The sequence below is a fragment of the Streptomyces sp. NPDC102441 genome (genome assembly GCF_044765585.1).
Classification (GTDB): domain Bacteria; phylum Actinomycetota; class Actinomycetes; order Streptomycetales; family Streptomycetaceae; genus Streptomyces.
Map to the genome: position 1 here is coordinate 441,911 of NZ_JBIWKH010000004.1, position 19,705 is coordinate 461,615.

A 19,705-nucleotide genomic window follows, 5' to 3' on the forward strand; every position below is an offset into this window, starting at 1 on the left:
GTTCCGCGCTCCCTTCGGGGGAGTACGGATTCGGCGGGGGCGCCCGTGCGGCGCGGTTCGCCTCAAGGGGGTACGGGGCACCCGTCGGAGCACGCTAGCCAACCCGTGGTGTCCCTGTGAAGGTTGATGTTCGATATGCCCGATACATTTTCGTGACCTTTTCGGGGTGGCGGTCCGTGCGGCGGGAATTCACCCTGGAATCTCACGTTGCGTGTACGGGCGGTTCCGGTGCGCGCGCGGCCTCGGGTCCTTCTCACCGATGCGGCCCGGGCTGTCGGTGGGGCCGCCTAGACTCGTCAAGCGATGAGCAGCCTCTTTGACGACAGTTTCCTGACCGGCCTCCAGCAAGCGGACGAGGGCCCCCCGCCGCCCCCTGAGGGGCACACGCCCGAAGCGGTGCCGGAGGGCCTCTTCGAGGACGTCTTCGACGTGCCTCCGCCGCCGCGTGACGCCTATTACCGCGACGGGGCCCCGCGCCCCGTCATCGACTCCGCCGCGCTGCTCGACGGGCTGAACACCGAGCAGCGCGCCGCCGTCGTGCACGCCGGGTCCCCGCTGCTCATCGTCGCCGGGGCCGGCTCGGGCAAGACCAGGGTGCTCACCCACCGGATCGCCCATCTCCTCGCCGAGCGAGGGGTGCACCCGGGGCAGATCCTCGCGATCACCTTCACCAACAAGGCCGCCGGCGAGATGAAGGAGCGCGTCGAGGACCTCGTCGGCCCGCGCGCCAACGCCATGTGGGTCATGACGTTCCACAGTGCCTGTGTGCGGATCCTGCGCCGTGAGTCGAAGCGCCTGGGGTTCACCTCGTCGTTCTCGATCTACGACGCCGCCGACTCCAAGCGGCTGATGGCGCTGGTCTGCCGCGATCTGGACCTCGACCCGAAGCGCTACCCGCCGAAGTCGTTCACGGCGAAGGTCTCGAACCTGAAGAACGAGCTGATCGACGAGGAGACCTTCGCCGGTCAGGCGGCGGACGGTTTTGAGAAGACGCTGGCGCAGGCCTACGCGCTCTACCAGGCACGGCTCCGCGAGGCCAACGCCCTGGACTTCGACGACATCATCATGACGACGGTGCACCTGCTCCAGGCGTTCCCCGACGTCGCCGAGCACTACCGCCGCCGCTTCCGGCACGTCATGGTCGACGAGTACCAGGACACCAACCACGCCCAGTACACCCTGGTGCGCGAGCTGGTCGGTCCGTCCGGCGAGGCCGAAGCCCCGGGCGAGCTGTGTGTCGTCGGTGACGCGGACCAGTCGATCTACGCCTTCCGCGGTGCGACCATCCGCAACATCCTCCAGTTCGAGGAGGACTATCCGGACGCGACCACGATCATGCTGGAGCAGAACTACCGCTCCACGCAGACGATCCTCTCCGCGGCCAACGCCGTCATCGAACGCAACGAGAGCCGCCGCCCCAAGAACCTCTGGACGAACGCGGGCGCCGGAACCCGGATCGCGGGCTACGTCGCGGACACCGAGCACGACGAGGCGCAGTTCGTCGCCGACGAGATCGACCGCCTCACGGACGCCGGGGACGCGAAGGCCGGCGACGTCGCCGTCTTCTACCGCACGAATGCCCAGTCCCGTGTCTTCGAAGAGATCTTCATCCGCGTCGGGCTGCCCTACAAGGTCGTCGGCGGAGTGCGCTTCTACGAGCGCAAGGAGGTCAGGGACGTCCTGGCCTACCTCCGGGTCCTCTCCAACCCCGAGGACACCGTCCCGCTGCGCCGCATCCTCAACGTGCCCAAGCGGGGCATCGGCGACCGGGCCGAGGCGATGATCGACGCTCTCTCGATGCGGGAGAAGATCTCCTTCCCGCAGGCCCTGCGCCGCGTCGACGAGGCGTACGGCATGGCGGCCCGCTCGGCCAACGCCGTGAAGCGCTTCAACACGCTCATGGAGGAGCTCCGCACGATCGTGGAGTCCGGTGCGGGACCTGCCGTCGTGCTGGAGGCGGTCATGGAGCGTACGGGCTATCTCGCCGAACTCCAGGCGTCCACCGACCCGCAGGACGAGACCCGCATCGAGAACCTCCAGGAGCTCGCCGCGGTCGCCCTCGAGTTCGAGCAGGAGCGGGCGGAGGAGGAGGGCGCGGGCACGCTCGCGGAGTTCCTGGAGAAGGTCGCGCTCGTCGCCGACGCCGACCAGATCCCCGACGAGGACGAGGACGGCTCCGGTGTCGTCACACTGATGACGCTGCACACCGCCAAGGGCCTCGAATTCCCGGTGGTGTTCCTGACCGGCATGGAGGACGGCGTCTTCCCGCACATGCGCGCGCTGGGTCAGGTGAAGGAGCTGGAGGAGGAGCGCCGGCTCGCCTATGTGGGCATCACGCGTGCCCGTGAGCGGCTGTATCTGACCAGGGCGTCGATGCGGAGTGCGTGGGGCCAGCCCTCGTACAACCCGCCGTCGCGGTTCCTGGAGGAGATTCCGGAACAGCATCTGGAGTGGAAGCGCAAGGGGCCCATGGCCGCCCCGGCGGGACCGACGTCGGGGATCACGTCGTCGCTGTCCTCGTCGCGCTCGAAGTCCGGGCCGTCGGGGTTCGCCACCCGGCGCACCTCCGACAAGCCCGTGGTCACACTGGTGGCCGGGGACCGGGTCACGCACGACCAGTTCGGTCTGGGCACGGTGACGGCGGTCGAGGGGTTCGGCGACCAGGCCAAGGCGACGGTCGACTTCGGCGACGAGCGTCCCAAGAAGCTGCTGCTGCGCTACGCGCCGGTCGAGAAGCTCTGACCCGGTCCGGCGGCGGGGGCCGGACTCAGTTCGGGTTGATGCCGTGGCTGCGTAGCCACGGCATCGGGTCGATCGCCGAGCCGCCGCCGGGGCGTACCTCGAAGTGCAGGTGCGGGCCGGTGGAGTTGCCGGAGCTCCCCGAGTAGGCGATGACGTCGCCGGCCTTGACGGAGCCCGACCGGATCTTGGTCGTGCTGAGGTGGCAGTACCACGTCTCGGTGCCGTCGGCCGAGGTGACGATGGCCATGTTCCCGTAGGCGCTGTTCCACTGGGTGCGCACGGTGCCGTCGGTCGCCGCCATCACGGGGGTGCCGTAGGTGACAGGGAAGTCGATGCCCGTGTGGACGGACATCCAGTTCACGCCGGCCTGGCCGTAGGTGGCGCTGAGACCGTGCTGCTTCACGGGCAGCACGAACTTGGGACGCGCGGCCTCACGGCGCGCGGCCTCCTCCTCGCGCTTCTTCTTCTCGGCTGCCTGGCGCTCCTTCAGGTTGATGCGCTCCTGGGTGCGGCTGGCGCGGTCGGCGAAGTTCTCGGCGTCGGCGCTGAGGTTGGCGAGCTGGGCGTCCAGCTTGTTGTTGGCCACAGCCGGCTTGACCGTGTCGGCGGCCGCCATGGACGTGGTGTCGTCCTTCGTCTCCTCGCCTCCGCCGACGCCGCCCACCGAGGCCGCGGCGATGCCCGCGACGCTCATGACGCAGGCTGAGGGGACGGCGACGGTGAGGAGCGCGGAACGCTTCGCGGGGGTCCGGCGTCGGCCCCGGCCGCCGGAACGGCCCACGGGGCGCGCGGACACCGCCGCGGCGGCGGACTCCGCGGTGACGTCGACGACGTCCGACATCGGCTCGGGTTCGCCGTCGGTGTCGAGGGCCCCGGCATACTCGGCATAAGGGTCCGCCTGCGCGATCCCGTCCTCGGTGGTCACGACGCCGTCGTGGGAGGGGTGGGAGGCGAACTCGGCGGTCTCGTACGGCTCGTAGGGTGCCGACTGGTGTTCGTACGAGGGATACGACGTCTGTTCGGGGGCGTACGCGGCGTTCTCGGGCGTGGCGCCGGTGTTCCAGGCGGTGGCGTCGTAGGTGCCGGTGTCGGCGGCCGCGTAACTCTCGTAACCCGCGGCCTCGAAGGCGGGGGCGGCGTAGGTGCCGGTCGCGTAGGCCGTGGTGTCGAAGGCGGTGGTGTCGAAGGTGGTGGTGGGGAAGGCGCCGGTGTCGCCCGTCGCCCACTGGCCGGCCTGGCCGGTGTGGTCCCAGCCGGAGGTGTCCCACTGGCCCGTCGCGTCGGGGGCCTGCATGGCCGCCTGGGCTCCGGCCTCGGGCATCCAGGTGGCGCCTGTGTCGTAACCCTGGGGCGCCTGCGGGTGGGCCTGGGCGTCATAAGTGGCGTACTGCGCCTGCTGATGAGCTCCGGTGTCCCACTGGCCGCTGTCGTAACCGCTGCCGTAGCCGACGTCGTACGCGGGGGTGTAACCGCCGCCGTACGGCGTGTCGTGGGAGCTGTCGTGCTGACCCGGAAGGGTCCCGAAGAGCGGGTCGGTCTCGAAGCTGCCGGTGGACTGGCTGCTGTCGTATCCGGCATACCCGGCGTGGGGGTGCTGGTCGTTCACCAACTTCTCTCTCGCCTCGGCAGCAGGACCTGTTCCGGGGTCCGGTGGGGGGATCCCAGGGTGAGTAGTGGCCGCGACTGTACCCGGCGGTAGGTGAGGACGACAATCTTCGGCGGCCTTCACCACCTCAGGAAACGGGCAATCGAGCGCCTTTCGGTGGACCGAGGAGACAGCCTTGGCACTATGTTCGAAAATTGTTCTATTCGGTGGGTGTCCATGAGGGCTCCGGGGAGGGAGATCAGGCGACGGAGGCCGCTCCCGGAGCTTCGAGGGCCGCGCCGTCCGACTCGAGTGCCTGACGGATCGCGGACGCGACCGCGGGGTGGACCGGCAGGGCGAGATGGCCGATTCCCGTGACACGCACATTCACCGCGTCGAGGTCGGGGTGGTCGACGCCGGCCGTCTCGACGGGGAGCATCACCCTGTCCAGCTCGCTCCAGAAGCTGATGAACCGTGTCCGGCAGTTCGGAGCGGGGCGGCGGAGCTCCTCGATCAGGTCCGAGCCGCTGCGCATCTGGCGGACGATGGGGTGTGCTCCTGCCAACGGGGCGGCGGAGGTGCCGCCGTGCGGCGTGCCGAGAGTGACCAGCGTGCGTACCCGGCGGTCCCCGCCGAGCCGCTGCACGTAGTACCGCGCGATCAGGCCGCCGAGGCTGTGGCCGACGATGTCGATCTCGCGGTGCCCGGTGCGGGCGCAGATCTCCTCCACATGGCGGTCCAGCAGCTCGGCCGCCGTGCGGATGTCGCAGGTCAGCGGGGAGTAGTTGAGTGACTCCAGATGGTGCCAGCCGTGCCGGGCCAGGGAGCGGCGGAGCAGGACGAACACGGACCGGTTGTCGATGAAGCCGTGCAGGAGCACGACGGGCGGGCGGGTGCCGGCCGCGGTGGGCAGCGCGGTCGTGTCCGCCGTGGCCGCGTCTTCTGCGTCTGCGGTGTCCGCCTTGTTCACCGTGTTTGCGGTGTCCGGGGTTTCCGTCGTGCTCGCCGTGCCCGCCGGACGGGTGATGCGGTCCGGGTCCGGGCGCGGCCTCGAACCGGGCCGGGGCGTGGACGGCCTGCGCTCCGGGGTGAGGCCGGACGGGTAGATGAGCACATGCCCGGCGAGGATCACCAGCTCCAGCGCGGTGGCTCTGACCAGTGTCGACGACAGCCAGGCGGGGCGCAGACACGGCCTCCGCAGCAGTGGGGATAGGAAGGACAGGACCTTCATGGCCGACCTCCTGCACTGGCATGCGGGGTAGGCGGCTCCCTGCCCCGAACGCCCTCACGGGGGTCGCTGCGGAGGTGGCCGGCAGCCCTGATGCGGCCGGGGCCCGAACCACCGTGCCGTGCGGCTGACGGCACGGTGGTACGGCAACCTCGTTGCGGCTCCCTGGCGGCGCTCCCCGTGCGGCCGATGGGCCGCCCGGTGCTGGGAACGACGCCGGCGAACATGTCCCATGTGTGATTTCCCCCTCCCGGCCCACCGCGAAACGACGACGTGCGGGATGCTGTGGATAACGTTCGTTCACATCACCGGCCCTCCGGGCACGGGAGACGCATGTGGAGGCATTGATGGGTGTGACCGGTCCGATCCGAGTGGTGGTGGCCAAGCCGGGCCTCGACGGCCATGACCGCGGGGCGAAGGTGATCGCGCGGGCGCTGCGGGACGCGGGCATGGAGGTCATCTACACCGGGCTCCACCAGACCCCCGAGCAGATCGTCGGCACCGCGATCCAGGAGGACGCCGACGCCATCGGTCTCTCGATCCTCTCGGGTGCGCACAACACGCTCTTCGCCAAGGTCATCGAGCTGCTGAAGGAGCGCGACGCGGAGGACATCAAGGTGTTCGGCGGCGGCATCATCCCCGAGGCGGACATCGCTCCGCTGAAGGAACAGGGTGTCGCGGAGATCTTCACCCCGGGTGCGACGACGGCCTCGATCGTCGACTGGGTGAACGCGAACGTCCGCCAGCCCGCCGAGGCCTGAGCCCGTCGGGCCCCCGCCCCGCCTCCGTGGTCATCCCGTGCCGTCCTGGGCCAGCTCCGCGTCCATGGCGGCGCGCAGGCGCAGGGTGGAGACCAGGCGCTGGAACGCCTCCGACCAGTAGCCACCCGCACCCGGCGAGGCGCCTTCCGGCTCGTCGGGCGTGGTGGTGAGCACCGCGAGCCGGTCCGCCTCGGCCGGGTTCAGGCAGCGCTCCGCGAGGCCCATCACCCCGCTGAAGCTCCAGGGATAGCTCCCCGCGTCCCGGGCGATGTCCAGTGCGTCGACCACCGACCGGCCGAGCGGCCCGTCCCAGGGCACGGAACACACGCCGAGCAGCTGGAAGGCCTCGGACAGGCCGTGCGCGGCTATGAAGCCGGCGACCCAGAGCGCCCGCTCGGGCGGAGGCAGGGTGGCGAGGAGCTTCGACCGCTCCGCCAGCGACGCCGTCCCCGGACCGCTCGCCAGGGGTGACGAGGGAGCGCCGAGCAGCGCCCGCGCCCAGTCGGGATCCCGTTGCCGCACTGCGGCGCGGCACCAGGCGGCGTGCAGCTCACCGGCCCAGCCGTCGGCGACCGGCAGCGACACGAGCTCATGGGCCGTCCGGCCGCCGAACCTCTCCCGCCACACACCGAGCGGGGCCGACTCCACCAACTGGCCGAGCCACCAGGACCGTTCGCCACGCCCCGAGGGCGGCACCGGCACCACCCCGTCGCGCTGCATCGCGGCGTCGCACTCGTGCGGTGCCTCCACCGCGACGGACACGGCACCGCCCGTACGGTCGGGGTTGACGCAGGTGGTGGCACGGGCCGCCATCCGCCGGGCGAGCGCCGAACCGGGCAGAGCGGACAGCAGCTCCGCTGCCGTGGAGCGTACGTTGCGGCTGCGGTCCGCCAGGGACTCCTCCAGGAACGCCTCGTCGGCCGCGGAAAGGCCGGACCGCAGGGAATCGAGGAACATCAGCCGGTCCTCGGCCCGCTCCGTCGGCCACGTCGTCGCGAGCAGGGACCGGGCCGCACCCGGATCCTGCTCCCGGACGGCACCGAGCAGCGCGACCCGCTCGGCGAAGAGACCCTCGTCCCAGAGCCGGCGCACCGCCTCCGGATCCGCTGTGGCCGGCCGTTGCGCGCCGCGTGACGAGGCGCGCAACGCGAACCTCCACTCCGGGTTCAGGCCGGCCAGCCAGAGTCCGCGCGGCCCGGCGAACGCGAGTACACCCGGGCGCAGATCCGTACGCGCTCTCGCCGCGTCCAGCAGCGCGGGCAGCAGCTCCGCCGGCGCCCGGTAACCGTGCGCACCGGCGGCGGCCAGCCACTGGGGGATGAGCTCGGTGAGGTCGGGAGCCGATCCCCGGCGCCCGCCGCCGGACGGCGCCGACCGGTCCGCGAGCAGCTGGGCGAGCCGGCGGCGGGCGGCCGCGGGCAGCGGTGGCCGGGGATCGGCGGGTGCCGGCGCGGGCGGGGCGGCACCGGTGGCCGGCCGCAGAGCGGCCCTGCGCCGCACGGTGTGCACCGCCGCCGTGTCGAGCAGCGCCGCCGGACCGGTCACGGTGCCGTCATCCCCCCGGAGGGGGCGCCGGTCGGTGCCGAGCAGCGCCGAGGTGACGAGGTCTTCCCACGGGGCGCTCACGGTGACGCCGGCCGTCGTGACGATGGTGGACATCGGGTCCCTTCCGGTGGTCCGGGAACGGTGCTCAGGGGGTCGGGGAGGCGAGGATCGAGGAGGAGGAGGAGGAGTCGAAGGAGGCGGCAATCGAGGGGCGCGGGAATCGAGGGAGCGGGGGAATCACTTGGCGGGGTGTCAGGCGAGCGCCACCGCCGTGTCCGGCGCGCCGTCGGCGGTGGCCTCGGCGCACCAGGCCGCGAGCGGGTCGAAACCCCGGTGCCCGCACTCGCCGAACACCGTCAGCGGGCCGCCCCCGGAGAGCGCCACGAGCTTCCACAGGCCCGGACGCGACAGCGCCGAGGCTGCGACAGGCAGGGCGGAGCCGTCCGCCGCGCCGACCAGCTGCCAGCCGTCCCCTGACGGCACGGGTATGACGTCGCGCAGCGTCACCGGCCAGGCGTCGAGCCAGGGATCGTGGCGCAGCGCGTTCCCGTACGCGGCGACGGCGTCGGCGGTTGTGCCGCCCGGTGGCGGCCCGGTGGTGACGAGGGGCTCGCCGAACTGCGCTCCCAGCTCTCCCCGCAGACCTCCGCCGCCCGGATGGGCCGTCACTTCGGCGTCTATCACCGAGCCCACCGGCAGCGACCGGTCGGGGGTGCGTCCCGGCGCCCCGTAGGACAGCAGCAGCGCGGTGCGCCCCGACTCCCTGCCGTACAGCCAGATGCGGCGGGTGACGATCCTGCCGTCCGGCGTGTCGTACTGGGCGAGGACCAGCCAGCGGTCGCGGACGGCCGGTCCTTCGGCCGATGACGTCAGCCCCACCCTCGTACGCACTGTCGCCGCCAGCGGGCCGGGCAGCCGGTCGAGTCCGAGCCAGGCCGCGTCCAGCAGATGCAGCAGCGCGCACTCTTCGAGCAGCCGCGCCGGCCAGCCGGGCCCCGAAGCGGGCACCGACCCCAACTCACGCACACGGCCCGCGAGTCCAGGGGCCTGTGCGTCGACCATGCGGGCCGCCGTCTCCTCCCACAGCGTGTAACCCGGCCGGTCCGCCGCCGCGAGCCCGCCGCGCAGCAGATCGGTGAGCCGCTGCTCCAGCTCCTGCGCACCGCCCGTGATGCGCTCCGCCCTGCGGTCGGCGCGACGGGCCGCCGCCCCCTCCATCGCCCGGAGCGCCACCGGTCCGGCGGAGCGCCTGGGTTCTCCCCCGTGATTCAGCACCATGGAACCGACGTTAGAGCGCACCACTGACAATCGGTCCCGGCCGTGTGCCGGGGCCGATTGTCAGTGCCGTGGTGCACCGTGGAAACCGCATCGGATCGATGATCCGGAGGGGGATCCATGACCGTGTCCGTACAGACCGAAGCCGCCGACGGCGAAGCCCTGAGGCCGCACGCCGAGCATGCCTTCGCCGATGAGCTCAAGGCGCTCGCCGCTGCCGACGACCGCCCCAGGCCTGCCCGTTGGAAGCTCTCGCCGTGGGCCGTGTCCACCTATCTGCTCGGCGGGACACTCCCGGACGGCACACTGATCACACCGAAGTACGTGGGTCCGCGCCGCCTCGTCGAGGTCGCCGTCACCACGCTCGCCACCGACCGGGCGCTGCTGCTCCTCGGTGTCCCGGGGACCGCGAAGACATGGGTGTCCGAGCACCTCGCCGCAGCCGTCAGCGGCGATTCGACCCTGCTCGTCCAGGGCACCGCGGGCACCCCCGAGGAAGCCGTCCGCTACGGGTGGAACTACGCGCGGCTGCTGGCCCACGGACCCAGCCGTGAGGCGCTGGTGCCGAGCCCCGTCATGCGGGCCATGGCCGAGGGGATGACCGCGCGCGTCGAGGAGCTCACCCGCATCCCCGCCGATGTGCAGGACGCGCTCATCACGATCCTCTCGGAGAAGACACTCCCCATCCCCGAGCTGGGGCAGGAGGTCCAGGCGGTCAGGGGTTTCAACCTCGTCGCCACGGCGAACGACCGCGACCGCGGGGTCAACGAGCTCTCCAGCGCTCTGCGCCGCCGGTTCAACACCGTCGTGCTGCCGCTGCCCGCGACCCCCGAGGCCGAGGTGGACATCGTGTCCCGGCGCGTGGCCCAGATCGGACACTCGCTCGAACTGCCTCCGGCGCCCGACGGCCTGGCTGAGATCCGTCGCGTCGTCACGGTCTTCCGTGAGCTGCGCGACGGCGTCACCACGGACGGCCGCACCAAGCTCAAGTCGCCCTCCGGGACGCTGTCCACGGCCGAGGCCATCTCCGTCGTCACCGGAGGCCTCGCGCTCGCCGCCCATTTCGGGGACGGAGTCCTGCGCCCCGGAGATGTGGCGGCCGGCATCATCGGGGCCGTCGTCCGCGACCCCACGGCCGACCATGTGATCTGGCAGGAGTACGTCGAGACCGTCGTCCGGGAGCGCGACGGCTGGAAGGACTTCTACCGCGCCTGCCGTGAGGCCGCGGAATGACACCCGGCGCCGGAGGGACCGCCGCCCCCGGAGGACCGCTGCTGCTGGGGGTGCGCCACCACGGCCCGGGCTCCGCCCGCGCGGTCCTGGCCGCCCTGGAGTCGGTACGGCCCGATGCCGTGCTCGTCGAAGGGCCGCCCGAGGGCGACGCGCTGCTGCCGCTCGCCGCGCACGGACGGATGCGTCCGCCGGTCGCGCTCCTCGCCCACGCCCTGGACGATCCGGGGCGTGCCGCGTTCTGGCCGATGGCCGACTTCTCGCCCGAGTGGGTCGCGATCCGCTGGGCATCGGCGCAGGGGGTCCCCGTGCGCTTCGTGGACCTGCCCGCCGCGCACTCCCTGGCGCTGGCGGATCAGCGGGAGGACGGCCCGGACGGCGGCCCGGAGGAAGGCAGGGGCATCGATCCGATCGGAATCCTGGCAGGAGCCGCAGGCTACGACGACCCCGAGCGCTGGTGGGAGGACGTCGTCGAGCACCGCGCGGCCGACGGCCGGCCGGCTGATCCGTGTGCCCCGTTCGCCGCGCTCGCCGAGGCGATGACCGCGCTGCGTGAGACATACGGGGACGGGGGGCATCCCCAGGACGCCGTCCGGGAGGCGGCCATGCGCCTTCAGCTGCGCGCCGCCCGGAAGGAGTTCGGCGACGGCATCGCCGTGGTCTGCGGTGCGTGGCACGTGCCGGCGCTCCGCGCGGGGACGACGGTCGCCGCGGACCGGGCGCTCCTCAAGGGGATTCCCAAGGTCCGGACGGAGCTGACCTGGGTGCCCTGGACCCATCGCAGGCTCGCCCGGCACAGCGGATGCGGCGCGGGGATCGAGTCACCCGGCTGGTACGGCCACCTCTTCGGCGTCCCCGACCTGCCCGTCGAACGCTGGATGACGAAGGTGGCCGGACTCCTGCGCGACACGGACCGAGCCGTGTCCTCCGCGGACGTCATCGAGGCCGTCCGGCTCGCCGGGACGCTGGCCGCCCTGCGCGACCGCCCGGCCGTCGGCCTGGCCGAGGCCACCGACGCGGTCAGGGCGGTCATGTGCGAGGGATCCGATGTGCCGCTCGCCCTCGTGCGGGACCGGCTCGTCGTCGGTGAGATCCTCGGCGAGGTCCCGGACACCGCCCCCGCCGTCCCCCTCCAGCGCGACCTGGACCGGCAGCAGCGCACGCTGAGACTCAGGCCCGAGGCGGAGCGGCGCGAGCTGGAGCTCGATCTGCGCAAGGACACCGACGCGGCCCGCAGCAGGCTGCTGCACCGGCTGCGGCTCCTGGGCGTGGACTGGGGCGAACCCACCGCCGGCCGGGGGAGCACGGGGACGTTCCGGGAGAGCTGGCGACTGCGCTGGGAGCCCGAGCTGTTCGTCCGGATCGCCGAGGCCGGTGTGTGGGGCACCACCGTGCTCGGAGCCGCGACCGCCAGGGCCGAGGCGGACGCCCTGTCCGCGTCATCGCTCGCCGGGGTCACGGCGCTCGCCGAGCGGTGTCTCCTGGCCGGCCTGCCCGAGGCCCTGCCCGTCGTGATGAGGGCACTCTCCGACCGGGCCGCCCTCGACGCGGACGTCGGCCACCTCGCCGACGCCCTGCCCGCCCTGGCCCGCTCCCTGCGGTACGGGGACGTGCGGTCCACCGGCACCGCCGCTCTCGGAGAGGTGGCCGTCGGTCTCGCCGAGCGTGTCTGCGTGGGCCTGCCGCCCGCCTGCACCGGCCTCGACGCTGACGCGGCAGCGGAGGCCCGTCGCCGGGTGGACGGCGTGCACACCGCGATCGGGCTGCTCGCCGACGCCGTACGGGCGGAGGGCCTGCCCGAGCGGTGGGCCGGCGTCCTGCGCAAGCTGTCCGCGAGGGACACGGTCGCCGGTGTGATCCGGGGCCGCGCCACGCGCCTGCTCCTGGACGACGGGCGGCTGGCCGAGAGCGAGGCCGCGCGTCTGATGGGGCTCGCCCTCTCACCCGGCACCGCACCGCCCGACGCGGCCGGCTGGATCGAGGGCTTCGTCGGCGAAGCCGCGGGCGGAGGCCTGCTGCTCGTCCATGACGAGCGGCTCCTCGGGCTCGTCGACAGCTGGCTGACGGGCATACCGGCCGACACGTTCCCCGACGTGCTGCCCCTGCTGCGCCGCACGTTCTCGGCCTACGAGCCGGGTGTGCGCCGCACTCTGGGCGAGCTCGTGCGCCGGGGACCGGGTCGTGGCAGGGCGCGCGGCGACGGAGTACCCGCCACGCCGGGCTTCGGTGAAGGACTCGACGAGGAGCGGGCGGACGCAGTCGTGCCCGTGCTCCGGCTGCTGCTCGGCCTGGACACCCCGGCACGGGCGAGCGGATGACCACGAGCGGGGCCGGCACGAAGAACGAAGAGCTGGCACGAAGAACGAAGAGCTGACACGAAGAACGAAGAACGTAGAAGGGGAGAGGGCGATGGACGTGACGCCTGCCGAGGACGAGCGGCTGCGGCGCTGGCGCATGGTGCTCGGCGCGGACAGCGCCGAGAGCACGGGACGCGCGCTCACCGGACGCGACGAGGCGATGGACGGAGCGCTGACCGCGCTGTACGACAACGGGAGGAAGCCCGGCGGCCGGGGTGGAGCCGAGCGTTCCGCGGGGCTCGGGGCGTCCGCCCCGTCGGTGGCCCGCTGGCTCGGCGACATCCGTACGTACTTCCCGGCCTCCGTCGTGCAGGTCATGCAGCGCGACGCGATGGACCGGCTCGGGCTCTCCGCCCTGCTGCTGGAGCCGGAGATGCTGGAGGCCGTGGAACCCGACGTCCATCTGGTCGGCACCCTGCTCTCGCTCGGCAAGGCCATGCCCGAGACGACGAGGGAGACGGCCCGGGCCGTCGTGCGCAAGGTCGTCGAGGACCTGGAGCGCCGGCTGGCCACCCGCACCAGGGCGGCGCTCACCGGCGCCCTGGACCGCTCGGCCAGGGCGGCGGGCCGGCCTCGCCACCGTGACATCGACTGGGACCGCACCATCCGGGCCAACCTGAGGAACTACGTGCCCGTACCCGGCGGCGAAGGGGCCGGCACGGTGATACCCGAGCGTCTCATCGGGTACGGGCGCACCGACCGCTCCGTGAAGAAGGACGTCATCCTCTGTGTCGACCAGTCGGGATCCATGGCGGACTCCGTGGTCCACGCCTCGGTCTTCGGCGCGGTGCTCGCATCGATGCGGAGCCTGGCGACCCGGCTCGTCGTGTTCGACACGGCCGTCGTCGACCTCACGGACCAGCTCGACGACCCGGTCGACGTCCTCTTCGGCACGCGTCTCGGCGGCGGTACGGACATCAACCGCGCCCTCGCCTATTGCCAGTCGAAAATCACCCGTCCGGCGGAAACGGTCGTCGTCCTCATCAGCGATCTCCACGAAGGCGGGATCCGCGACGAGATGATCGGAAGGGCCGCGGCGATGAAGGCGTCCGGCGTGCAGTTCGTGACCCTGCTCGCTCTCTCCGACGAGGGCGCGCCCTCCTACGACCATGAGCACGCCGCCGCGCTGGGGTCGCTCGGAGCCCCCGCGTTCGCCTGTACTCCGGACCTCTTCCCCGAGGTCATGGCGGCGGCGATCGAGAAGCGGCCCCTGCCGGCACCCGACACCGGCCGGTGACCGCACGGACCCCGGGCCGACGGCCGGCCACGGACCGCCCGGCGGGCCCCGGCGGGCCCCGGCGGAGGTGCCGTTTTGTCCCTCGTAACCCGGCCACCAGCGCGGTCTGTGACCGGTATCACCGCTCAGGTGTGATCTGCAATTTAGGGTCCGGTGCGGCGCGGGGGATAACCTGCCGGATGGACATGCCGCGTACCGGGTCACCGTGTGCGCCTCCCTAGTGACTGCGCAGTCACGTTGCCCTCGCGGCACGCCCACGCAGAAAACCAACCGCGAGACCACTAAAAGGGACGGACGCGCGTGGACCTGTTCGAGTACCAGGCGAGGGACCTCTTCGCCAAGCACGGTGTACCGGTGCTGGCCGGTGAAGTCATCGACACGCCTGAGGCAGCCCGCGAGGCGACCGAGCGGCTGGGCGGCAAGTCTGTCGTCAAGGCGCAGGTGAAGGTCGGCGGCCGCGGCAAGGCCGGTGGCGTGAAGCTGGCCGCCACCCCCGACGAGGCGGTCGCCCGGGCGACCGACATCCTCGGCATGGACATCAAGGGCCACACGGTCCACAACGTGATGATCGCCGAGCTGTCCCCGGAGATCGAGGCGGAGTACTACGTCTCGTACCTCCTCGACCGCACCAACCGCACCTTCCTGGCCATGGCCTCGGTGCAGGGCGGCATGGACATCGAGGAGGTCGCGGAGAAGACCCCCGAGGCCCTCGCGAAGGTCCCGGTCAACGCCGTCGACGGGGTCGACATCGTCAAGGCCCGCGAGATCGTGGCCCAGGCGAAGTTCCCGGCTGACGTGGCCGAGGGTGTCGCCGAGGCCCTGGTGACCCTGTGGGACACCTTCGTCGCCGAGGACGCCCTCCTCGTCGAGGTCAACCCGCTGGTGAAGACCAAGGACGGCCGCATCCTGGCCCTGGACGGAAAGGTGTCTCTCGACGAGAACGCCGACTTCCGTCAGCCGGGTCACGAGGCGCTCGAGGACAAGGCCGCGGCCAACCCGCTCGAGGCTGCCGCCAAGGCCAAGAACCTCAACTACGTCAAGCTCGAGGGCGAGGTCGGCATCATCGGTAACGGTGCCGGTCTGGTCATGTCGACCCTGGACGTCGTCGCGTACGCCGGTGAGAAGCACGGCAACGTGAAGCCCGCCAACTTCCTCGACATCGGTGGCGGCGCCTCCGCAGAGGTCATGGCGAACGGCCTGGAGATCATCCTCGGCGACGCGGACGTCAAGTCCGTCTTCGTCAACGTCTTCGGTGGCATCACCGCGTGCGACGAGGTCGCCAACGGCATCGTCCAGGCGCTTGAGCTGCTCAAGTCCAAGGGCGAAGCGGTCACGAAGCCGCTCGTCGTGCGCCTCGACGGCAACAACGCGGAGCTGGGTCGCAAGATCCTCTCCGACGCCAACCACCCGCTGGTCCAGCGCGTGGACACCATGGACGGCGCGGCCGACAAGGCCGCCGAGCTCGCCGCGGCTGCGAAGTAAGGAAGAGGGACTCAGACCACCATGGCTATCTTCCTCACCAAGGACAGCAAGGTCATCGTCCAGGGGATGACCGGCGCGACGGGCATGAAGCACACCAAGCTCATGCTCGCCGACGGCACCAACATCGTCGGCGGCGTGAACCCGCGCAAGGCCGGCACCTCCGTCGACTTCGACGGCAACGAGGTCCCGGTCTTCGGTTCCGTCAAGGAAGCGATGGAGAAGACCGGCGCGAACGTGTCCGTCCTCTTCGTGCCGCCGGCCTTCTCGAAGGCCGCCGTCGTCGAGGCGATCGACGCCGAGATCCCCCTCGCCGTCGTGATCACCGAGGGCATCGCGGTGCACGACTCGGCCGCCTTCTGGGCGTACGCCAACGCGAAGGGCAACAAGACCCGGATCATCGGTCCGAACTGCCCCGGCCTGATCACCCCCGGTCAGTCCAACGCCGGCATCATCCCGGGCGACATCACCAAGCCCGGCCGCATCGGTCTCGTGTCCAAGTCCGGCACGCTGACCTACCAGATGATGTACGAGCTCCGTGACATCGGCTTCTCGTCGGCCGTCGGCATCGGTGGCGACCCGGTCATCGGTACGACGCACATCGACGCGCTCGCCGCGTTCGAGGCCGACCCCGAGACGGACCTCATCGTGATGATCGGCGAGATCGGTGGCGACGCCGAGGAGCGTGCCGCCGACTACATCGCGAAGAACGTCACGAAGCCGGTCGTCGGCTACGTCGCGGGCTTCACCGCCCCCGAGGGCAAGACCATGGGCCACGCGGGCGCCATCGTCTCCGGCTCCTCCGGCACCGCCGCAGGCAAGAAGGAGGCCCTCGAGGCCGCAGGCGTGAAGGTCGGCAAGACGCCGACCGAGACCGCCAAGCTGGCGCGCGAGATCCTCGGCGGCTGACGCCCACCGCGTCACCGCTCACCGCTTCACCGCGGAACGGCGCGGGCCCGCACCCCTGATCGACGGGGTGCGGGCCCGCGCCGTTCCGCGTCCGGAGCCCTCAGGAGGTCAGCCGGAGAGATCCCGCCCGGGGGGTTCCGGTCAGGGAACCCGCGGCACAAGCCGCTCCGGGCCGTGCGTGAGCTCGGCCCTCAGTGATTTCTGCAGTTTCACGTCCTGCGGCGTCAGCTTCTCAGGACCCCCTCGCGGAGGGACGCCGCCGACACGTTCGGCGGGTGCCAGCGGCTGCTCGTACTGGGTGGGGGCCGTGTGCAGGGTGAACGCGGTCGTGCCGATGAGCAGCGCCCCGAAGCAGAGCGCCGCCCGGGTCCAGAGTTCGGCGACGCGTTCGCTGCCCGCGCGTACGGCGGGGGCCGGTGGCGGTTCGGGCACCTCTTCCGCGAGGGCCAGTGCGCCCAGCCGCCCGCGGAGAACTGCGGGCCCGCCTCCGGGTTCCTCGGGCTGCGAGGGTGCGGGCAGCCGCTCGGCGACGGCTGCCCGGGCGTGCAGCAGCCTGTTCGCCGCGGCAGGAGTACTGGCCTCCGTCTCCGCTGCCGTCTCCGGCAGCCCCAGGCCCACACCGTCGTGGAGCAGCAGGGTGCGCCGGTACGAGGACGGCAGGCCGAGCAGTGCGTCGAGCAGCGCACGCCGTGCCGGGTCCTCGGGCAGCGCGTCGGCCCGGCGGTGGGCGCGGCGCAGCCGGTGCCAGGGCGACATCGCGTACTCGTACGACGCCGCCCGCACCCAGCCCCCGGGATCACGGTCCCTGGCCACCTCGGGCCAGCGCTGCCAGGCGATCCGGAAGGCGTGTTCGACGGCCTCCCCGGAGAGCTTCCGGCGGCCGGTCAGCAGATACATCTGCCGGGTGAGGCCGGGCGCGGTGCGGCCGTACAGCGCGTCGTACGCCTCTTCGGCGGTGAGGTCCTGCCGGGGCTGCGGAGCGGGCTCCTGCTCTTCCGGCGCGGTGGGGCCCGGTGCGTTCTCCTCCGGAGTCGTGGCCTCCGGGGGGTGCGCGTCCTGCATGGGGGTGCCAGGGGCCGGGGTGTCCTGGGCCGGCGCCGCCGGCGCGAGGGGGGCCGGGGTGTCCGTGGCGGAACCGGTGCCGGTCGGGGGCGTCGTGCCGCTCCCGGTGGCCTCGACGGAGGAGGGCGGCGCGGCGCGGTGCCCGGCGCAGCCGATCAGCCTGGCGTAGGCCGCGCGCCGGCGGCCCCGCGGGCTGGTGCGGCCTGTTTCCCAGGCGCGGACGGTGGCGGGGGTGACTCCCACGGCCGCGGCGACCTGTGCCTCACTCAGTGCCCTGGCCTCGCGGAGCCTGCGGCGCTCTTTGGGGGAGGGCAGGGGGGCGGCGGGCGCCGTGGTGCTCCTCGTCATGCCCGGCCTCCGGTCCCGATGACACTGCACTGGGTGAAAAAGTACATAAACGTATATTGGGCGACACAACGGCCATTCGCCCGTTACACGAAATAAGCGCGTGTCGTTGGCAGCATGGTCGCGTGACCCAAGTGACCGAACGCAGCTTGATGTTGCCGGCCGAGCGGAGCAGGTCCGCCGCACTGGCCTCCGCCTTCGTGCGCGGAGTGCTGGCGGCAGGGCTTGGGCTGGGTTCGCTGGCGGTCCTGGTCATGGTGCTGTGGATCAGCTCTCCGTACCCCGACAGCGGGCCCGGAGGCGCCCTCCATGTGGCGACCGGTATCTGGCTCCTCGCCCACGGCGCCGAACTCGTCCGGGCCGACACGGTGGGAGGCCACCCCGTGCCCGTGGCGACGGTCCCGCTGCTGCTCGTCGTGCTGCCGGTGTGGCTGGTGCGCCGGGCCGCCCGGGAGTCGGCGGAGGCCCGGGACCCGGCGGAGACGGAGGGGAGGCCGGCGGGGGAGCACTCGGCGGTCGGGGCGTTCTGCGCGGTGAGCGCCGGATACCTGCTGGTGGTGCTGGCCGCGGCGGCTTACGCACGGGACGGCGCGCTGCCCGCCGACCGGGCCTCGATCGCCTTCCCCGTCACCCTCGTGGTGACCGGCGCGGCCGCCGCCGGGGTGTGGACGGCCCGTGGCCGCCCGTTGACTCCGCTGCTGGTCTGGGCGCCGCTGAGGCTGCAGGAGGCCGCTGCCCGCCCCCGATTCCGGTCCGGGGCCGGGGTGGCCGTGCGGTCGGCCGTCGCGGGTGTGATCATGCTGCTCGGCGGCGGTGCGCTGCTGGTCGCGGTCGCACTGGTGTGGCACATGGGTGCGGCACGGGAGTCGTTCGTGGGTCTTTCGGGCGACTGGGCGGGCCGGATCTCCGTCCTCCTGCTGGCGACGGCACTCGTGCCGAACGCGGCGATGTGGGGTGCCGCCTACGGCCTGGGGCCGGGGTTCGCCCTCGGTACGGCGTCCATGGCCACCCCGCTCGCTTTCACCGGGCCCCCCGCGCTCCCGGACTTCCCCCTGCTGGCCGCGGTGCCGTCCCACGGCCCGGGGACGGCGGCGAACTGGGCGGCGGTCGCGGTACCCGCCTTGGCCGCCCTGGTGGTCGCCAGGTTCGTCGCACGGGGGGCGGCTCCGGTGCGCGGAGGGCGTGAGGAGGCGTGGGGTCAGGCCCCTACCGCGCTGGTGGCAGGGCTTGCCGCCGTGGGCTGCGGGGCCGGTGCTGCCGTACTCGCGGCGTCGTCGGGCGGTCCGCTGGGCACCGGGGCGCTGGCGGAGTTCGGCCCCGTGTGGTGGCTGGTGGGCCCGGCGGCCCTTGCGTGGACGGCCGTGATCGGCGTACCGGCGGCGCTGCTGCTCAGGGCGTGGCGGCTGAGGGAACACCGGTGGGGGTGGCGGTGGGAAGCGGCGAAGGGGGCGCAGGCGAAGGCGGAAGCAGGACAGGAGCCGGAGCCGGCGGCGGAGAAGAAGCCCGGGGGAGTGGACGAGGAAGCGGGGCCGTACGACTTCCTCTCGGCCGACCCGTGGCACGAGGACGGGGCGAGGGAGGCGCGCTGGGCCGCGCTCAAGAAGAACTCGGGCGGGCTGATGGCGGACTTCGCGCCGGACGCGGACCAGAACCCGAACCCGGGGCCCGCATCCGGGCCCGTACCGGCTCCCGCGCCGGCCGTCACGCCGTCCCCGGCTCCCGCTGCAACGCCGACTCCGGCTCCCGCGCCGGCCGCCACGCCGTCCCCGGCTCCCGCTGCAACGCCGGCTCCCGCTCCCGCGCCGGCCGTCACGCCGGCTCCGGAGCCCGCCCCCGCTGCGAAGCCGGCTCCCGCCCCCGAGCCCGAAACGCCGGACGGCCGGGTTCCGGATGCCCAAGGGCACTCGGAACCCGGCCGGGAAGCCGCTCCGTAGCGAGCGTCCGGTCCGG

At 72.5% G+C, this 19,705-nt stretch carries 13 protein-coding genes; 8 read left to right on the forward strand and 5 right to left on the reverse strand.

Features of this window, described 5'->3' with window-relative positions:
* Nucleotides 1-303: 303 nt before the first annotated feature.
* Complete coding sequence (gene pcrA, locus ACIREO_RS10860) at nt 304-2,742, forward strand: DNA helicase PcrA (RefSeq protein ID WP_404107342.1); 2,439 nt, start codon at nt 304-306, stop codon at nt 2,740-2,742.
* A gap of 25 nt (nt 2,743-2,767) precedes the next feature.
* Here the strand turns inward: pcrA and ACIREO_RS10865 are convergent, their stop codons facing one another.
* Together ACIREO_RS10865 and ACIREO_RS10870 are read right to left on the reverse strand one after the other, a co-directional pair.
* Nucleotides 2,768-4,348, reverse strand: a complete 1,581-nt coding sequence (locus ACIREO_RS10865; protein WP_404107343.1) for a M23 family metallopeptidase — start codon at nt 4,346-4,348, stop codon at nt 2,768-2,770.
* Between the two features lie 238 nt (nt 4,349-4,586).
* The gene (locus ACIREO_RS10870) at nt 4,587-5,558 is read right to left on the reverse strand and encodes an esterase/lipase family protein (protein ID WP_404107345.1); all 972 of its coding nucleotides are present in this window, start codon (nt 5,556-5,558) and stop codon (nt 4,587-4,589) included.
* A gap of 344 nt (nt 5,559-5,902) precedes the next feature.
* Here ACIREO_RS10870 and ACIREO_RS10875 point away from each other — a divergent pair, with 344 nt between their 5' ends.
* Nucleotides 5,903-6,316 (forward strand): cobalamin B12-binding domain-containing protein, encoded by a 414-nt coding sequence (locus tag ACIREO_RS10875; RefSeq protein ID WP_404107347.1) that lies wholly within the window; start codon nt 5,903-5,905, stop codon nt 6,314-6,316.
* 30 nt (nt 6,317-6,346) lie between these two features.
* Here the strand turns inward: ACIREO_RS10875 and ACIREO_RS10880 are convergent, their stop codons facing one another.
* Both ACIREO_RS10880 and ACIREO_RS10885 read right to left on the reverse strand, forming a co-directional pair.
* Nucleotides 6,347-7,975 (reverse strand): DUF5691 domain-containing protein, encoded by a 1,629-nt coding sequence (locus ACIREO_RS10880; RefSeq protein WP_404107349.1) that lies wholly within the window; start codon nt 7,973-7,975, stop codon nt 6,347-6,349.
* 138 nt (nt 7,976-8,113) lie between these two features.
* The gene (locus ACIREO_RS10885) at nt 8,114-9,163 is read right to left on the reverse strand and encodes a hypothetical protein (RefSeq protein ID WP_404107350.1); all 1,050 of its coding nucleotides are present in this window, start codon (nt 9,161-9,163) and stop codon (nt 8,114-8,116) included.
* A gap of 93 nt (nt 9,164-9,256) precedes the next feature.
* Between ACIREO_RS10885 and ACIREO_RS10890 the strand changes: the two genes are divergently transcribed.
* The 5 genes from ACIREO_RS10890 to sucD all read left to right on the forward strand — a co-directional run bounded on the left by ACIREO_RS10890 (nt 9,257) and on the right by sucD (nt 16,348).
* Complete coding sequence (locus ACIREO_RS10890; RefSeq protein ID WP_404107352.1) at nt 9,257-10,369, forward strand: AAA family ATPase; 1,113 nt, start codon at nt 9,257-9,259, stop codon at nt 10,367-10,369.
* Entirely contained in the window at nt 10,366-12,684 is a 2,319-nt protein-coding gene (locus ACIREO_RS10895; protein WP_404107353.1) for a DUF5682 family protein, read from the forward strand. Before ACIREO_RS10890 ends, ACIREO_RS10895 begins: the two co-directional genes overlap by 4 nt.
* Nucleotides 12,685-12,775: 91 nt before the next feature.
* Nucleotides 12,776-13,960 (forward strand): VWA domain-containing protein, encoded by a 1,185-nt coding sequence (locus ACIREO_RS10900; protein ID WP_404107355.1) that lies wholly within the window; start codon nt 12,776-12,778, stop codon nt 13,958-13,960.
* A 300-nt stretch (nt 13,961-14,260) separates the two neighbouring features.
* Nucleotides 14,261-15,442 (forward strand): ADP-forming succinate--CoA ligase subunit beta, encoded by a 1,182-nt coding sequence (gene sucC / locus ACIREO_RS10905; RefSeq protein ID WP_404107357.1) that lies wholly within the window; start codon nt 14,261-14,263, stop codon nt 15,440-15,442.
* 21 nt (nt 15,443-15,463) lie between these two features.
* Complete coding sequence (gene sucD, locus ACIREO_RS10910) at nt 15,464-16,348, forward strand: succinate--CoA ligase subunit alpha (RefSeq protein WP_404107359.1); 885 nt, start codon at nt 15,464-15,466, stop codon at nt 16,346-16,348.
* 141 nt (nt 16,349-16,489) lie between these two features.
* Here sucD and ACIREO_RS10915 read toward each other — a convergent pair whose 3' ends face one another.
* Complete coding sequence (locus ACIREO_RS10915) at nt 16,490-17,758, reverse strand: helix-turn-helix domain-containing protein (RefSeq protein ID WP_404107361.1); 1,269 nt, start codon at nt 17,756-17,758, stop codon at nt 16,490-16,492.
* A gap of 149 nt (nt 17,759-17,907) precedes the next feature.
* On the opposite strand from ACIREO_RS10915, the gene ACIREO_RS10920 reads away from it, so the two are divergent.
* Nucleotides 17,908-19,689, forward strand: a complete 1,782-nt coding sequence (locus ACIREO_RS10920) for a DUF6350 family protein (protein WP_404107537.1) — start codon at nt 17,908-17,910, stop codon at nt 19,687-19,689.
* The last annotated feature ends 16 nt before the right edge of the window (nt 19,690-19,705 follow it).

What these genes read in the sequence shown, in the direction of transcription:
- pcrA (WP_404107342.1), top strand. Translation starts at nt 304, where the DNA reads ATGAGCAGCCTCTTTGACGACAGTTTCCTGACCGGCCTCCAGCAAGCG.
- ACIREO_RS10870 (WP_404107345.1), bottom strand. Translation starts at nt 5,558, where the DNA reads ATGAAGGTCCTGTCCTTCCTATCCCCACTGCTGCGGAGGCCGTGTCTG.
- ACIREO_RS10875 (WP_404107347.1), top strand. Translation starts at nt 5,903, where the DNA reads ATGGGTGTGACCGGTCCGATCCGAGTGGTGGTGGCCAAGCCGGGCCTC.
- ACIREO_RS10880 (WP_404107349.1), bottom strand. Translation starts at nt 7,975, where the DNA reads ATGTCCACCATCGTCACGACGGCCGGCGTCACCGTGAGCGCCCCGTGG.
- ACIREO_RS10890 (WP_404107352.1), top strand. Translation starts at nt 9,257, where the DNA reads ATGACCGTGTCCGTACAGACCGAAGCCGCCGACGGCGAAGCCCTGAGG.
- ACIREO_RS10895 (WP_404107353.1), top strand. Translation starts at nt 10,366, where the DNA reads ATGACACCCGGCGCCGGAGGGACCGCCGCCCCCGGAGGACCGCTGCTG.
- ACIREO_RS10900 (WP_404107355.1), top strand. Translation starts at nt 12,776, where the DNA reads ATGGACGTGACGCCTGCCGAGGACGAGCGGCTGCGGCGCTGGCGCATG.
- sucD (WP_404107359.1), top strand. Translation starts at nt 15,464, where the DNA reads ATGGCTATCTTCCTCACCAAGGACAGCAAGGTCATCGTCCAGGGGATG.
- ACIREO_RS10915 (WP_404107361.1), bottom strand. Translation starts at nt 17,758, where the DNA reads ATGACGAGGAGCACCACGGCGCCCGCCGCCCCCCTGCCCTCCCCCAAA.
- ACIREO_RS10920 (WP_404107537.1), top strand. Translation starts at nt 17,908, where the DNA reads ATGTTGCCGGCCGAGCGGAGCAGGTCCGCCGCACTGGCCTCCGCCTTC.